We start from the raw sequence: 13,621 nt of genomic DNA, 5'->3' as shown, positions 1-13,621 counted from the left end.
CGCAGCTGTGGTGTTTGCGCTCGGCGCGTCTGGTGTCGGGGCCTATCAGCTCGCGCCGGCACCGGCGGAACAGACAGCGCGCTGGCGCGAGATCGCCTGGCCGTTCCCCCACGACGGCTGGTCCGCCGGCCGCGCGTTTCGTTGCGATGGCGCCTGCGCCGGCGCTGAGCTGTACCTGCGCGCGAAACGCGGCTTCTGCAATTGCGACCGCGGTGTCGCTGACGACGACGAGGTGGATCGTGTCGCCGATATCGATCTGATCAGTCCGCGCTTTGCGGCCGTCGCGCCGGGTGAGGAAGTGGGCGTCGGAGCGATGCACGGCCGTGCCAGGCGCTACGATCTGGATATGCCCGACGGCGCTCGTCATGCCGCGATCGGCATCGCCGTCTCGCGGCGCTGCGATCTTTTCGTTGCAGCGACGCAGGGACGTGGGGAAGCAGGCGTGATGCAGCGCGCGGCACTCGCGTTCCTCGAAACCCAGGAGATCAAGACGTGGGTGATGGCGGCGCTGGACGGAAAGTGAGTGCCATGCATTAATGCCGCAAACTGCCCTCAGCGAGTCCTCCCCATGATGTCCATGCAAGCCTATTTCGCCTTCGTCGCCGCCTGCATTGCGCTGGCGCTGCTGCCGGGTCCCATCGTCACCCTCGTCATCGCCAATGGCCTGCGCCACGGCACGCGTGCGGCGCTGACCAATGTCGCCGGCGCGCAAGTAGGCCTCGCCATCGTCATCGGGATCGTCGCGGTCGGCCTGACCTCGCTGATGGCGACCATGGGTTACTGGTTCGACTGGGTTCGCTTTGCCGGTGCCGCCTATCTGATCTGGCTCGGCGTCAAGCTGATCTGGGCGCCGGTCGAGGGCGTCAATGTCGACCAGCCGCCGGCGCCGCCGCGCGGCGGGTTCTTCCTGCAAGGTTTCCTGGTGCTGTTGTCGAACCCAAAGGTGCTGATCTTCTTCGGCGCCTTCATTCCTCAGTTCATGGACATGAACCGCGACCACTTCCCGCAGGTCGCGCTGTTGGGGGCGACTTTCATGGTCACCGCTGCGATGACGGATGCGCTCTACGCCATCGCGGCCGGGCGCGCCCGGAAATTCTTCTCGGCCCGCCGCACGCGGCTGATGTCGCGCGTCTCCGGCGGCCTCATGATCGGCGGCGGCATCTGGCTGGCGCTGACCAGGGCGAAATAGCTCCATCGGGCCGGTTGGCCCTGAACCCTTTGCGGCGGCGATACGCATCTCGATCGGCGAGGATATCGTTGCGACGCGGGGCTAATCGACCAGCCGCTCCGCCCTCAGCTCCACCTCGATCTCCGCAAAAATCCTTGCCAGCCGCTCGGCCCATTGTTGCTGGCCGGATTGGTCGGCAATGAGGTCCTGGCGGATCTCGATGCCGGTGTTGACGAGGCCGCGGGCCTCGCCGTGAACAGGGATGGTGTAGTCGGTGAGGTCGCTCACTGCATAGGGCTCGTTGTCGCCGACGACGAGATCGCCCTGGCTGCGCAGGTGCCTGAGCAGCAGATGCGGCAGCACGGTGTCGCGATTATACAGCGCGCCGATGTGCCAGGGACGGGCGACGCCGGCATAGACCGGCGTGAAGCTGTGCAGCGACACCAGCACCGTCGGCCGCTTGTCGTGCAGGCGGCGGTCGATCGCGGCATCGATACGGTGATGATAGGGCTCAAAAATCTCGCGGTGCCTCGCGGCGCGCTCGCCCTCGGAGATGCCTTCGTTGCGCGGAATCGCGGTCGCTTCGGAAATGACGGGGATCGAGCTGACGGCGGCTGGCGGGCGGTTGCAATCGATCACCAGCCGCGAATAGCGCTGCGCGATCAGATGTGCGTCGAGCATTTTTGCCAGCCGATCGGCGACGCCGGCGATGCCGATGTCCCAGGCGATGTGCCGCGTCAGCTCGGCCTCAGTGACGCCGAGGTCGCCGAGCGCGCGCGGCAAAATCCGTCCGTAGTGATCCGAAGTGAGCAAAAAGGGCGATGTCGCTTGCGCATTCACCTCATGCACTGGCGGAATGTCACCCCCGCCGAGGAGTTGATCGGTCGCGTTGATTGTGTCTAAAGCCATCCAGGTTGCCTATGGAAAAAGCAGTCACCCCGAAAAATCGGACGAGAATCGCTATAGATTGGTCCGCCTGACATCACCATGATTGCCTGACGATGCCGCTGCTGACGATTCATCACAAGACCAAATATCGCTACAAGCGCCCGGTGGCGTTCGGCGAGCACAGGATCATGCTGCGTCCGCGCGACGGGCACGATCTGCGCGTGCTCGATTCTCAGCTCGAGATTTCGCCGGAGCCGATGTCGCTGCGCTGGATCCACGACGTGTTCGGCAATTCGGTCGCGATCGCCGATTTCGACGAGCGCACGGATTGCCTGACCTTCGATTGGTCCGTCACCGTCGAACACAATCCGGTGGAGGAGTTCGCGCTGACGGCGGACGATGCGGCCTACTTCTACCCGTTTGTCTATGACGACGAGGAATATCCCGATCTGGTCCAGTACACGACGCCGCACTATGCCGATCCCGATGGCGAGCTCTCGGAATGGGCGCGCGGCTTTCTCGACGAGGACGCGCCGACGCCGACCTTCAAGATCCTGAGCGGCATGACGCACGCCATCCGCAAGCAGTTCAAGTACCGCAAGCGCCACGAGCCCGGCACCCAGCATCCGCTCGACACCTTGCAGTCCGGCACCGGCACCTGTCGCGATTATGCGCTGTTCATGATCGAGGCGCTGCGCCGGCTCGGCATCGCCGCGCGCTTCGTTTCCGGCTACATCTTCGTGCCTGAAAACATCGCGCAACGTCATGTCGGCGGCGGCTCGACGCATGCCTGGGTGCAGGTCTATCTGCCGACCGCGGGCTGGATCGAGTTCGATCCGACCAACGGCATCGTCGGCACCCGCGACCTCATCCGCGTTGCGGTCGCCCGCGACCCGCGCCAGGCGATCCCGCTGCACGGCACCTATATTGGCTCGCAGGACGCCTTCGACGTCATGGAAGTGAACATCAGGGTGGTGTCGGACGAGCAGCGCAGCGGCCGGGAGCTGAAGGCGGAAGTTTCGTAGATCTGCTGCGATTTGCATGCCGCTGATTGACGGTTATAGAAGGCCACGACCTCCGATCGTCTTTTCGTTTACGGCACGCTGATGCGCGGCTTCGACCATCCGATGGCGCGGCTGCTTGCGGGCCACGCGGATTTCCTGAGTGAAGCGACCTGCCGCGGCCGGCTCATCCTGGTGAAGCATTATCCTGGGCTGTTGCTGTCGGATGCGGCCTCGGACATCGTGCACGGCGAGCTCTTTCGCCTTCACGTGCCCGACGAGCTGTTGAGCGAGCTCGACATGTACGAGGCCTGCGGCGAGGGCTTTCCTGAGCCGACCGAATATCTGCGCAAGCTGGTCGAGGTGACAGGCGCGGACGGCGCGACTGCACCGGCCTGGACCTACATCTACAACTGGCCGGTCACCGATCTGCCGCGCATCGAGACCGGTCGTTTTCTTCAACACTAAGCCGACAGCACTTCCTTCACCGCGCGCACGTCCACCTCGCGCTCGACATAGGTCCACTCCTCGGTTCGCCTGAGCATCGCCACCAGCTCCTCGAACAGCGAGGCGTGCGCGGGCGCGAATTCGAACCAGGTCAGGAAATCGAAGGGCTCGCCGAGGTCGCGGCTGTGATAGAGCTGCCGCGCAATCGCAGGCAGGAAGCGCAGGCTGCTCGCGATGTGGTGCGATTTGTCTTCGAAGATCCTGCGGCGCTCTTCCTGGGTCAACTCCCACCAGGCCTGCGACTTGCGGATCGGGATCAGCGCCGCGCTGGTTGCTTCCAGGCGGCCGAGGCCGGCCTGCACGGACGTGAGCTGCTGCTGTTCGGCGCGCTCGGTGTAGCGCAGCGTGCTCGCGACGCCGACCAGCCGCCAGGCATTGCGCGAGGGCACCAGCGGCAACGAGATGGCCTCGCTGTCGGTGACCGACAGCGCCGGCATGAAGGCGAGGGGCTCGCCCGTCACGGGCGAAATCGAGGTGATGCGCCAACCCCCGCTCTGGCCGCCTCGAAAGGTCCTGAACATGGCCCATGGAAGCGTGGAACCGGGTCGGGTTCAAGTGGCTCGTCATTATCTCTACGGGATTTATCTCTACGGGATTTACTCGGATCAGGCCCGCTTCTTCGGCTTCGACTTCTGTTCCATGTAGGAGCGCAGCACCGCATTCATGCGCCGCTGATAGCCCTCGCCATCGCGCTTGAAGAAGTCGAGCACATCCTCGTCGACGCGGATGGAGATGGCCTTTTTTTTCGGCGGTATCACCAGCACGGCATCCGACCAATCGATGTCAATCGGCGCTGCGTCGGGATCATTGGCGACGGCCTTGGCGATGTCCTCGTCGGTCAGTGCGTCGACGCGGGCCCAGTCAGTCTTGCCCTTCCTTGGGAAGTCCCTTGAAACGGTTATAATATTTCTTTCGTTCGTCTTCGCGCGCGCGCCGGACCGAGATGAACCGGCAGACCGCCCCGCGGATCGCGCAGACTGCCGCGACTTCCCGCCCGGCGACGTAACCGAAGATTTGGTACCTGACTTCGTCATTGCGATCCGACCGGCGGATGAAGGTGTAGCCGTCGAGAATTCCGCGCGCGTCCTCGAAGTCGATTCCGTGAATCCGCAGGTTGGACGCGCGCTTCTTCGGATCCCATCCAAAGTCGCGAACGCCTGCGAACAGCAGCTGCAAGTCTTCCGTCATGGCAAATCATCCAAATGACACCGCATCTTGCCGCGCATGAGGTTTGCTATGACGTCTGAAGCCGTAGCCGCGACTTCATCGTTTTCTGTATATACAAACGTAATCGTCGGATGTCAACGATTTCGGATTCCACTGGAAAAGCCAAAATCTGTTTGCTCGTCGAGAGCAGTCTAGGGTTCCGGGTGGGCATTCCTTCGCGTGAGAGATTTTCTGCCCTGTGCATAGGTCGAATAACCTGCATAACCCGGAGAAACCTGACTTCTAGCCCTGTCGCACCTATATCCCTGATCCTTCACCCTGACTCATGCTGATTCGCGCTAGACCCAGAGCCCATGCGCTTCACGCCCCAATTCCTCGACGAGCTGCGTGCCCGGCTTTCGGTCTCCGAAGTCGTGGGCAAGCGCGTCAAGCTGAAGAAGGCCGGGCGGGAGTGGAAGGGGCTGTCGCCGTTCCAGCAGGAGAAGTCGCCGTCGTTTTTCGTCAACGACCAGAAGGGTTTTTACCATGACTTCTCCTCCGGCAAGCACGGCGACATCATCAGCTTCGTGATGGAGACCGACGGCCTGCCGTTTGCCGAGGCCGTGGAGCGGCTCGCCAACATGGCGGGCCTGCCGCTGCCGGCGGTGACGCCCGATGCTGCCAGGCACGAGCAGCGGCGGAAGTCGCTGCATGACGTGATGGATCTCGCGGCAAAGTTCTATGCCGAGACGCTGGCCTCACGTGCCGGCGCCAAGGGGCGCGGCTATCTCGCCGACCGTGCGATCTCGCCCGCGACGCAATTGCAGTTTCGGCTGGGCTATGCGTCACCCGATCGCTTTGCGCTGAAGGAGCATCTCGGCAAGCTCGGCGTCTCCGTCGACGACATGGTCGAGGCCGGCATGCTGGTGGCCGGCGACGACATCCCGGTGCCCTATGACCGCTTCCGCGATCGCGTGATGTTTCCGATCACGGATCTGCGCGGCCGCGTCATCGCCTTCGGCGGGCGCGCGCTGGAGAAGGACGTTCCGGCCAAATATCTGAACTCGCCGGAGACACCGCTCTTCCACAAGGGCGACAATCTCTACAACCACCAGACGGCGCGCAAAGCCACCCATGACGGCAGCGCCCTGGTCGTGGTCGAGGGCTATGTCGACGTCATCGCCATGGTCACGGCGGGCTTTGCCGGCAGCGTGGCGCCGCTCGGCACCGCGCTCACGGAAAACCAGCTCGCGCTGCTCTGGAAGATGGCGGACGAGCCGATCCTCTGCTTCGACGGCGACCGCGCCGGCCAGAAGGCGGCTTATCGTGCGGCGGATCTTGCCTTGCCATTCCTCGCACCGGGCAAGAGCCTGCGGTTCGCGCTGCTGCCGGAAGGGCAGGACCCCGACGATCTCGTGCGCTCCGGCGGCCGCGGCGCGATCGAGGAGGTGATCGCGGCGGCGCGTCCGCTCGCCGAGATGATCTGGTCGCGCGAGCTCGAAGGCGGCAATTTCGCAACGCCCGAGCGCCGCGCCGCGCTGGAAGCGCGCATCAAGGATCTCTCCAACGGCATCCGCGACGAGGTGGTGCGGCGCTATTATCGGCAGGATCTTGCCGAGCGGCTCCAGCGCGCCTTTGCCCCCGACGGCGGACGCGGCGGCTTTGGCGGCCGTGGCAATTTCCGCCCCGGCCCCGGCGGTCGCCAGTTCCAGCCCCGCGGTGGCGGAAGCGCGAATCGATTCGGCGGCCAGGGATTTGGTGGCCAAGGATTTGGTGGAGGCCGCCGAGGCCCGCCCGGTCCCATCCAGCTGCCCTCCGGGCCCTACCAGGCGGCGAGCGCCCAGCTGGCGTCAAGCCCGATCATGCGCAGCCAGCGCAGCGCCATCTCGCGCCGGGAAGCCCTGATCCTGCAGAGCCTGATCAACCACCCCTGGCTGCTGCACGACCATCTCGAAGAGGTCGCGGCCCTGGAATTCGCCCATCCCGAGGCCCATAAGCTCAGGGCCGGCATCATCGCCGCCTTTGCCAACGACCATCACCACTCGCCGGACCCCGGCGAGCAGGCCGAAAAGATGCGCGGCGACCTCGAGAAGGGCGGATTTTCGCAGGTTATTCAAAAGGTTGATGGCAGCATCACGACCGCGGCGGTGTGGGGCGCCCGCGAGGGCGCCGCACGGGACGACGTTCTCTCCACCTGGCACCAGCTGGTTGCCTTGCATCGGCAGTGGCATTCACTACTTAGAGAGCTGAAAGACGCCGAGCTGGCCCTGGGGGAGGATTCCAGCGAGGCCAGTATGGCGTGGCTGCGTGACGTCAAGGCTCGGATAGGCGAAGTCGACGGCACCGAAGCCCTGATCGAGGGTTTTGGCGAGCTGTCGGGCCGGTTCCAGAAGAGCGTGTGATGAAAGAATCATGCGGACGGCCGCGGCCGGGACCGCTAAAAGACTCGCCAAATCCGAGGTTTGGCGGCAAAAACAGGGTTAATCGAGGCTTAACGGTCTTGTAGCACTTTGGCCACCAGGCGGCCGCAGGCAGAACAGACGCGTCAGGAATGAATCCGCGCAATTGCTGTTGGCACTACACCTGCATCCGCTGCGACAAAGAGGCTCTACGAAGCGTTAGGCAAATCCGGCGAGAGATAAGGTCGGGGGTGGCGACAAGAGGTTCGCGCCGCCCTTTCCGTGTCGAGATCTGACGAAGCGAGAGCAGCGAGCAACAGGTTCAAGTGATTTCACGCGGGCGCGGCGAACGTCTGTGTGAAACGCGTTTAGGAGCAATGGATGGCCACCAAGGCAAAGACGCTGCAGGCGAAGGACAAGGAAAAAGACGACAAGGCAGCGGACGCGCCGGAGAAGGACTCCCAGGACGCGCCCTCGCCGTTGCTCGATCTGTCCGACGCGGCCGTGAAGAAGATGATCAAGCAGGCCAAGAAGCGCGGCTTCGTGACTTTCGATCAGCTCAACGAAGTTTTGCCGTCCGACCAGACCTCGCCCGAGCAGATCGAGGACATCATGTCGATGCTCTCGGACATGGGCATCAATGTCACCGAAGCCGACGATAGCGAAGGCGAGGAGGACAAGGACGAGGGCGGCGAGGACGAGACCGACAACGAGCTCGTCGAAGTCACCCAGAAGGCCGTCACCGAGGTCAAGAAGAGCGAGCCGGGCGAGCGCACCGACGATCCGGTGCGCATGTATCTGCGCGAGATGGGCACCGTCGAACTGCTCTCGCGCGAAGGCGAAATCGCGATTGCGAAGCGCATCGAGGCTGGCCGCGAGGCGATGATCGCAGGCCTCTGCGAAAGCCCGCTGACCTTCCAGGCCATCATCATCTGGCGCGACGAGCTCAACGAAGGAAAGATTTTCCTTCGCGACATCATCGATCTCGAAGCGACCTATGCCGGTCCCGAAGCCAAGGCCGGCATGAACACTGCGATGATCGCCGGCCCCAGCGGTGAGACCGGTGAAGCTTCGGCCGAAGGCGGCCAGGTCACTGGCGCCGCGCCCGCGCATGTCGCCCCGCCCGCCGCACCGCCGTCGCCGACCCCGTTCCGCGCCGCGCCTGCGCCCGGCAATGCCGGCGAAGCCGCGAAGGATCCTGCGGAGTCCGCCGCCGAAGCCGACATGGACGAGGACGACGAGTTCGAGAACCAGATGTCGCTTGCGGCGATCGAGGCCGAGCTCAAGCCGAAGGTCGTCGAGATTTTCGACAAGATCGCCGATAGCTACAAGAAGCTGCGCAAGCTTCAGGAACAGGACATCCAGAACCAGCTCGAGAGCACCTCGCACGGGCCCTCGCTCTCGCCGCACCAGGAGCGCAAATACCGCAAGCTCAAGGACGAGATCATCGTCGAGGTGAAGTCGCTGCGCCTGAACCAGGCGCGTATCGACAGTCTGGTCGAGCAGCTCTACGACATCAACAAGCGCCTCGTTTCGCACGAGGGCCGGCTGATGCGCCTTGCCGACAGCCACGGCGTCGGGCGCGAAGACTTCCTGCGCAACTACACCGGCTCGGAGCTCGATCCGCGCTGGCTCAATCGTGTCTCGAAGCTGTCGGCCAAGGGCTGGAAGAATTTCGTCCATCACGAGAAGGACCGGATCAAGGACCTCCGCCACGAGGTGCATCAGCTCGCGGCGCTGACCGGCCTCGAGATCATCGAGTTCCGCAAGATCGTGCACTCGGTGCAGAAGGGCGAGCGCGAAGCACGCCAGGCCAAGAAGGAGATGGTGGAAGCCAACCTCCGTCTCGTGATCTCGATCGCCAAGAAGTACACCAATCGCGGCCTGCAGTTCCTCGACCTGATCCAGGAAGGCAACATCGGCCTGATGAAGGCCGTCGACAAGTTCGAGTACCGCCGCGGCTACAAGTTCTCGACCTACGCGACGTGGTGGATCCGGCAGGCGATCACCCGCTCGATCGCCGACCAGGCGCGCACCATCCGCATCCCCGTGCACATGATCGAGACGATCAACAAGATCGTGCGCACCTCGCGCCAGATGCTCAACGAGATCGGCCGCGAGCCGACCCCGGAAGAGCTGGCCGAGAAGCTCGGCATGCCGCTCGAGAAGGTCCGCAAGGTCCTCAAGATCGCCAAGGAGCCGCTCTCGCTCGAAACCCCCGTCGGTGACGAAGAGGATTCACACCTCGGCGATTTCATCGAGGACAAGAACGCGATCCTCCCGATCGATGCCGCGATCCAGTCGAACCTGCGCGAGACCACCACGCGCGTGCTCGCCTCGCTCACCCCGCGCGAAGAACGCGTGCTGCGCATGCGCTTCGGCATCGGCATGAACACCGACCACACGCTGGAAGAAGTCGGCCAGCAGTTCTCGGTGACCCGCGAACGTATTCGTCAGATCGAAGCGAAGGCGCTGCGCAAGCTGAAGCATCCGTCGCGGTCGCGGAAGCTGCGGAGCTTTTTGGATAACTAGTTCAGGCGTGCCTGGACTCGATCCGGGCATCCATCCAAACGAAAACGGCGGGCTGAGGCCCGCCATTTTTGTTTGTGCCGATGCTCTAGGTGTCGCGCGAGCGGAGCCTATTTCTTCTTCGCCCCGACGCGCTCGAGGTTCTTGATCTCAAGCGCGGGCCGGCCGGATTTTTCGGCGATCTCGCGGTCCTGCTCCATGATGAAGGCGCGTGCAGGCTCGTCGCCGTCGAGGCCGCCCAGCAATTCGGCGGGCACGCGCCGGTTGGAGCGTTGAGAGCCGTCTTCATAGAAGACGTTGAAAAAGGCGAATTCGCCTTTGGGATTGGTTCCAGGTTTTTTGGCCATGGCGGCTTGTCGTCGATCAGGGCGCCGCAGTCAAATGGTGAATTGCCCGTATTCACGCGGAGCGGGGTGCCGCGCGCGAATGAAATCGTTTTGCCGGCGGGGCGCCGGGCGCCCTCTTGCCGTCTGCCGAGACCCTTCCTCAATAAACGGCGGGCCGCGAAGCCCGCCGTTTATTTTTGGTCTTCAGCGTCGCCCGGGGCTGGCGGGGCGACAACCTAGAATAGAAGATTATAGGCTGCGCCATGCCATGGCAAGGCAAATCAGGGCGGCGTCGATGTCGCAGCCGGCGGATCAGACATGCGTCGGATTTCGACGTTCATGAGTTCCCAAACGAACTGCTTCGATGAGCAAATGTTTGTTCATCTATCGCGCTGCTGCAACGCAGCTAGCGTTATGTGCACTATGTAGAAAGCGCGTTGGCCTGCGCGTCTTCCCGTCGATGCGCAGAAGTGGCGAGCGCATTTCATTTGTCGCAGCCAAGATGCGACCGGTTCTGGCGAGGTTTGCCGCTTTGACGCGAATCCGGTTCCCGGGCATGATCGCGTGCCGCTTTCGCGCTCATTCTTCAAAGGATTTTCCCGTATGTCGAGACCCGCTTTGGCCATCGCCTTCATTGCCTGTCTGGCCAGCGGATCGGCCCAGGCCGCGCGCTGCGGCGGCGACTTCAACAGCTTCGTCGCCAGCATGACCGCGGAAGCGCAAGGAGCCGGCGTCTCGGCGGGCGTGACCAGCGCGGCGCTCAGCGGGGTGGCCCAGGATGGCGCGGTGCTCGCCTTCGACCGGCGCCAGCGCTACACCTTCAACAAGAGTTTCGAGCAGTATGTCTCGACCCGGGTCGGCCCCGGCCGCATCAATGGCGGCAAGGCGCTGTTGCAGCGCCATGCCGCGCTGCTCTCGCGCATCGAGCAGCAATTCGGCGTGCCCCGCTATATCCTGGTCGCGATCTGGGGCTTGGAAAGCGATTTCGGCAAGGGCGACATCGGCAAGCTGCCCGTGATCCGCACGCTGGCGACGCTCGCGCATGACTGCCGCCGCACGGATCTGTTTCAGGGCGAGCTGCTTGCGGCGCTGAAGATCGTGCAGCGCGGCGACCTGCCGCTGCGCGACCTGATCGGCGCCTATGCCGGCGAGATAGGCCAGACCCAATTCCTGCCGTCCTCCTACATCAAATACGGCGTCGATTTCGACGGCGACGGTCACGTCGATCTCCGCCACAGCGTCCCCGACGTGCTCGCGTCGACCGCGAACCTGCTCCACACCAGCGGCTTCAAGATGGGCCAGCCCTACGGCGAAGGCACCGCAAATTTCGAGGCAATGCGCGAATGGAACAGGGCGGTGATCTATCGCAAGACGATCGGGTATTTTGCCGATCGGCTGGCGGGGCAGTGAGGGGCGTGATGTCTCTCCGCCTTCGCCGGGACGACGTTGAAAGTGAGGCGGCGGACCACGGGGCTAGCTCCCCTTCGCCATCTTCTCCAGCTTGCGCTGCAACGGCGCCCAGTACGTCCCCGGACGGAAGCGCTGCAACAGATCCATGAAGCGGGCGTCGTTGCCGATCAGGATGCGCGGCTCGTTTCTCTCGATGCCCTTGATGATGCGCAGCGCGGCGTCCTTCGGCGTGGTCTTTGCCGCGTTCTCGAACCGCTCGATCGATTGCGACCGACGCGCGTTGTCGGTGACGCCGACCCCGGTGCGCGAATTGCGCGCGATGGCGGTGGCGACGCCGCCGGGGTGCACGACCGACAGCCTCACAGGGCTTCCCGCCATCGCAAGCTCGTGCCGCACGCTCTCGGAAAAGCCGCGCACCGCGAATTTCGCCGCGGCATAAACCGACTGTCCCGGCGGCGCGATGATGCCGAAGATCGAGGAGAGGTTGACGATGTGCGCCTCGCCCATCGTCTTCAGATGTGGCAGGAAGGCGCGCGTGCCATGCACCACGCCCCAGAAATTGATGTCGAACAGCCAGTCCATCTGCGCCTGGTCGATCTCCTCGAACGAGCCCATCAGCGCCACGCCGGCATTGTTGACGACGATGCCGAGCGCGGGATGCGTTGTTGTCGCCTCGCTCGCGAACCGCGCGATGTCGTCGGGCTCGCCGACGTCGACGCGGTGCAGGCTGACCTTGCATGCGGCTCCGATCTCGGCCGCGAGCGTCTTCAGCCCGGCCTCGTCGCGATCGGCGAGCGCGAGATCGCAGCCGCGCCGCGCAAGCTCGATCGCCAGCGCGCGGCCGATGCCGCAGGCCGCTCCCGTGATGGCGGCGGCGCCGCGAATCGCAGTCATGAATCCCCCAATCAAGCCCCTTGTGCGGAACTATGATTTACATTTTTTCATAATGGAACTGAACCGCATGGCTGTTCCCACCTTAACCTACGTTACTTGATAGAGACAGACAGGCAGCATTGGGAGCCGCCAATGGGACAAGCAAAGCCATTTCGAGCAACCGCACTGATTGTGGAAGACGACCTCATGCAGAGGGAGATGCTCAGTCTTCTTCTCGAAGAAAGCGGCTACGACGTCATTCAATGCGAGAGCGCCGAAGCAGCCGAGCTTGTGCTCGACGAAAGCGCCGGCGCGCTCTGCTTGATGATGACGGACGTCCAGCTTGCCGGCCGCATGAACGGGGTCGAGCTCGCGCACGTCGCCAAGGACCGAAATCCGAAGCTCGACATCGTCGTCACCTCCGGCCGCCCCTTGATGCAGCCCTTGCCGAACGGCGCAAAGTTCTGGGCCAAGCCATGGGCGCCGCTCGACGTGCTCCGCGAGGCCGAGCTCGCGCAGCTGTCCTGACGGCGATCCCGCGGGCCGGCTTTCTTGCCCCGAGATGTGGTGATAAGGTCCGTGCATGACCTTGTCTTTCCTGCTGACCTCGCTGATCGTGGTCGCCTCGCCCGGTACCGGCGTGCTCTACACGCTGGCCGCCGCGCTGACACGCGGCTCGCGCGCGAGCATCGCGGCCGCCTTCGGCTGCACGCTCGGAATCGTGCCGCACATGATTGCCGCGATGCTGGGGCTCGCCGCCGTGCTCCACACCAGCGCGCTCGCCTTCGCCGCGCTGAAATTGTGCGGCGTCGCCTATCTGCTCTACATGTCCTGGCAGGCGCTACGCGAGACCGGCGCGCTGGCGGTCGACGGCGAGATTCGCGAGCGTTCGGTCGGCCGTGTGATCGTGACCGGCTTCCTGATCAACATCCTCAATCCAAAGCTGTCGATCTTTTTCCTCGCCTTCCTGCCGCAGTTCATCGCCGCGGACGAGGGTCATGTGCTGGCGCAGATGCTGGAATTGAGCGGCGCCTTCATGGCGATGACGTTTGCCGTGTTCGTGGTCTACGGCCTCTGCGCAGCCTCGGTGCGCGAGCGCGTCATCTCCCGTCCGCGCGTCATGGCCTGGCTGCGGCGGAGTTTTGCCGCCGGCTTCGCCGCACTTGGCGCCAAGCTCGCGTTCGCCGAGCGGTAGTTTTCTTCACCCCATAAAAAAGCGGGCCTCGCGCCCGCCGCCTTCAATCTCTCGCCTCTGCCGAAGCCCGGGCGGAGCGAACTCCACCCGGGCAAAAAATAAGAAGCCTCGTTACTTCTTCTTCGCTGCCTTCTTGGCCTTCTTCTTTGTCGCCTTCTTCGCCTTCTTCGCTTTCTTAG

General features: G+C 63.8%; 15 protein-coding genes. 9 read left to right on the top strand and 6 right to left on the bottom strand.

Translation table 11 applies throughout. The features are described 5' to 3' along the window. Positions 1-7 precede the first annotated feature (7 nt). Both ABIB00_RS18845 and ABIB00_RS18840 read left to right on the top strand, forming a co-directional pair. Positions 8-523 carry a hypothetical protein gene (locus ABIB00_RS18845; RefSeq protein ID WP_354105380.1) on the top strand — a complete coding sequence of 172 codons (516 nt, stop codon included), beginning with the start codon at positions 8-10 and terminating at the stop codon, positions 521-523. A 45-nt stretch (positions 524-568) separates the two neighbouring features. Next, positions 569-1,189 carry a LysE family translocator gene (locus ABIB00_RS18840; RefSeq protein WP_247447600.1) on the top strand — a complete coding sequence of 207 codons (621 nt, stop codon included), beginning with the start codon at positions 569-571 and terminating at the stop codon, positions 1,187-1,189. An 81-nt stretch (positions 1,190-1,270) separates the two neighbouring features. Here ABIB00_RS18840 and ABIB00_RS18835 read toward each other — a convergent pair whose 3' ends face one another. Continuing rightward, positions 1,271-2,077 carry an N-formylglutamate amidohydrolase gene (locus ABIB00_RS18835; RefSeq protein WP_354105379.1) on the bottom strand — a complete coding sequence of 269 codons (807 nt, stop codon included), beginning with the start codon at positions 2,075-2,077 and terminating at the stop codon, positions 1,271-1,273. A 92-nt stretch (positions 2,078-2,169) separates the two neighbouring features. Here ABIB00_RS18835 and ABIB00_RS18830 point away from each other — a divergent pair, with 92 nt between their 5' ends. Together ABIB00_RS18830 and ABIB00_RS18825 are read left to right on the top strand one after the other, a co-directional pair. Further along, on the top strand, positions 2,170-3,081 hold the full coding sequence (locus ABIB00_RS18830; RefSeq protein WP_354105378.1) for a transglutaminase family protein: 912 nt from the start codon (positions 2,170-2,172) through the stop codon (positions 3,079-3,081). A gap of 81 nt (positions 3,082-3,162) precedes the next feature. Then, positions 3,163-3,525 carry a gamma-glutamylcyclotransferase family protein gene (locus ABIB00_RS18825; RefSeq protein ID WP_354105377.1) on the top strand — a complete coding sequence of 121 codons (363 nt, stop codon included), beginning with the start codon at positions 3,163-3,165 and terminating at the stop codon, positions 3,523-3,525. On the opposite strand, the gene ABIB00_RS18820 is transcribed toward ABIB00_RS18825, so the two are convergent. The 3 genes from ABIB00_RS18820 to ABIB00_RS18810 form a co-directional block, all read right to left on the bottom strand. After that, positions 3,522-4,085, bottom strand: a complete 564-nt coding sequence (locus ABIB00_RS18820; RefSeq protein WP_247447596.1) for a chlorite dismutase family protein — start codon at positions 4,083-4,085, stop codon at positions 3,522-3,524. The two genes, ABIB00_RS18825 and ABIB00_RS18820, sit on opposite strands and share 4 nt — an antisense overlap. An 84-nt stretch (positions 4,086-4,169) precedes the next feature. After that, complete coding sequence (locus ABIB00_RS18815; protein ID WP_456664613.1) at positions 4,170-4,391, bottom strand: BrnA antitoxin family protein; 222 nt, start codon at positions 4,389-4,391, stop codon at positions 4,170-4,172. Between the two features lie 34 nt (positions 4,392-4,425). After that, positions 4,426-4,752 carry a BrnT family toxin gene (locus tag ABIB00_RS18810; RefSeq protein ID WP_247339340.1) on the bottom strand — a complete coding sequence of 109 codons (327 nt, stop codon included), beginning with the start codon at positions 4,750-4,752 and terminating at the stop codon, positions 4,426-4,428. A gap of 332 nt (positions 4,753-5,084) precedes the next feature. Here ABIB00_RS18810 and dnaG point away from each other — a divergent pair, with 332 nt between their 5' ends. After that, complete coding sequence (gene dnaG / locus ABIB00_RS18805; RefSeq protein WP_354105376.1) at positions 5,085-7,112, top strand: DNA primase; 2,028 nt, start codon at positions 5,085-5,087, stop codon at positions 7,110-7,112. Between the two features lie 378 nt (positions 7,113-7,490). After that, positions 7,491-9,641: an RNA polymerase sigma factor RpoD gene (rpoD, locus tag ABIB00_RS18800; RefSeq protein ID WP_247339343.1), complete on the top strand. Its 2,151-nt coding sequence runs from the start codon at positions 7,491-7,493 to the stop codon at positions 9,639-9,641. Between the two features lie 107 nt (positions 9,642-9,748). On the opposite strand, the gene ABIB00_RS18795 is transcribed toward rpoD, so the two are convergent. After that, entirely contained in the window at positions 9,749-9,985 is a 237-nt protein-coding gene (locus ABIB00_RS18795) for a hypothetical protein (RefSeq protein WP_007596614.1), read from the bottom strand. Positions 9,986-10,567: 582 nt separating this feature from the next. Between ABIB00_RS18795 and ABIB00_RS18790 the strand changes: the two genes are divergently transcribed. Next, the gene (locus ABIB00_RS18790) at positions 10,568-11,374 is read left to right on the top strand and encodes a lytic murein transglycosylase (RefSeq protein WP_354052539.1); all 807 of its coding nucleotides are present in this window, start codon (positions 10,568-10,570) and stop codon (positions 11,372-11,374) included. 63 nt (positions 11,375-11,437) lie between these two features. Here ABIB00_RS18790 and ABIB00_RS18785 read toward each other — a convergent pair whose 3' ends face one another. Next, on the bottom strand, positions 11,438-12,268 hold the full coding sequence (locus ABIB00_RS18785; protein WP_354105375.1) for an SDR family NAD(P)-dependent oxidoreductase: 831 nt from the start codon (positions 12,266-12,268) through the stop codon (positions 11,438-11,440). A 132-nt stretch (positions 12,269-12,400) separates the two neighbouring features. Here ABIB00_RS18785 and ABIB00_RS18780 point away from each other — a divergent pair, with 132 nt between their 5' ends. Then, positions 12,401-12,775 carry a response regulator gene (locus ABIB00_RS18780; RefSeq protein ID WP_247441517.1) on the top strand — a complete coding sequence of 125 codons (375 nt, stop codon included), beginning with the start codon at positions 12,401-12,403 and terminating at the stop codon, positions 12,773-12,775. Positions 12,776-12,830: 55 nt separating this feature from the next. Further along, positions 12,831-13,442, top strand: coding sequence for a LysE family translocator (locus ABIB00_RS18775; RefSeq protein WP_247441518.1), 612 nt, complete (start codon positions 12,831-12,833; stop codon positions 13,440-13,442). The last annotated feature ends 179 nt before the right edge of the window (positions 13,443-13,621 follow it).

The sequence above is a fragment of the Bradyrhizobium sp. LB14.3 genome (assembly GCF_040547985.1).
In the GTDB taxonomy this organism is placed as follows: Bacteria; Pseudomonadota; Alphaproteobacteria; order Rhizobiales; family Xanthobacteraceae; genus Bradyrhizobium.
The sequence above is the reverse complement of the archived record's forward strand: the minus strand, read 5'-3'. Positions and strand labels throughout refer to the sequence as shown.